Raw genomic sequence first — 1,378 nt, forward strand, 5'->3', positions numbered from 1 at the left:
ACGGCAGATGGAAAAGGAATGGGTGCGCAAGACGCTGGTGATCCTGATACTTGCCGTAACAAATTTAAAAGGAGCTAATTTTCAGAATACAAAAGTAGAGAATGCTAGGTTATGGCATGATTCTGGTTTATCTGATGAAATGAAGCAAGATTTAATTAGTCGTGGAGCGTTTTTTGAGGATAATTAGAATCAGAGAAAAAATCATCGGCGTTGCTGAAGCGCGTGTATGATATTAATCTTAATTATTTAGGAGTCAGGAGTCAGGAAGGAAGAAAGAAGAAGAAACAGGAGTAGAAGAAGAAAGTTTTTTGTTTGCTGGCGCACAACTTTCCTGTCAAAATGCTACCGGAAATGTTAATGGGAAGTGTTGCATCAGCATAATCATGGAGCGCGGAACGGAGTTCTATATGGCTCTTATTAGGAAAAGATATCATACCTCAAATCACCAACGCCAAATCATTTAATTAATAATTATTAATCTGATTGATTTTGTATTCTTTCTGAGATTCTTCTGTTTATCCTAGCTGATGATTTTTTAGTAATTTTTGAGAGTTCAGATGAAATGGTAAAAACTAACCATGAGAAAGTTTACTAGATTATAATTCTATTAGTCAAAGTGTAATTATTCAGAATTATACTTGACTAAATTAACTCTAGCGATGGCTTTTAAATAACATCCTATTAGTGTGAAAGAGTAACTCTATATGGCAAATCAAAAATCACTTGATCAACTGCAGAAACTAATTAATGATAGTGCTCAAACTAGCAATCAAAAATTGACTAACAATTTTACTGGTATAAGTCTTGAGTGTGCTGACCTGAGTCTTTGCGATCTAAATGATATTAATTTCACTGAAGCTATTCTCAGGGACGCTTATCTAATTTGTGCCAACCTCAAAAGAACTAATTTTAGTAATAGCGATCTAAGTCATGCTAATCTGAGTGGGGCAATAATGTGGTTTGCCAACCTTAATAATGTTAATTTAAAGAGCGCAGACCTTAGAGGGATAAGTTTGAGAGATGCTAACCTAGGGAATGTTAACCTAGAGAATGCTAATCTTTGGCGTAGTGAGATTACAGATGCACAATTAATTAAAGCCAATTTTACTAATGCTAATTTAATTCGTACTAATCTCAGAAATACTAATCTCACAGATGCTAATTTTAGTTATGCTCAACTTGATGAAGCAAACATCAGCGAAGCTAATCTAGAAGGTGCTAATTTTAGTTATGCTAATTTAACAGATGTTAACCTTAAAGATTCTAATTTAAAAGGTGCTAATTTATCTAAAATTAACCTTCTTAGAGTTCAATTGAATCGAGCTAATCTAGATTAGAACCTTCTAGATTAGCTCGATTCAATTGAACTCTAAGAAGG

The 1,378-nt window shown here is 33.7% G+C and carries 1 protein-coding gene and 1 pseudogene; both read left to right on the top strand.

Annotated elements, in window-relative coordinates:
- Nucleotides 1-187: pseudogene (locus F6K13_RS33305) on the top strand (hypothetical protein); the annotation flags it as partial.
- Between the two features lie 517 nt (nucleotides 188-704).
- Nucleotides 705-1,337: a pentapeptide repeat-containing protein gene (locus tag F6K13_RS33310; protein WP_287289952.1), complete on the top strand. Its 633-nt coding sequence runs from the start codon at nucleotides 705-707 to the stop codon at nucleotides 1,335-1,337.
- Nucleotides 1,338-1,378 lie beyond the last annotated feature (41 nt).

Origin of the sequence: Okeania sp. SIO2B9, assembly GCF_010672505.1 — a bacterium.
In the GTDB taxonomy this organism is placed as follows: Bacteria; Cyanobacteriota; Cyanobacteriia; order Cyanobacteriales; family Microcoleaceae; genus Okeania; species Okeania hirsuta.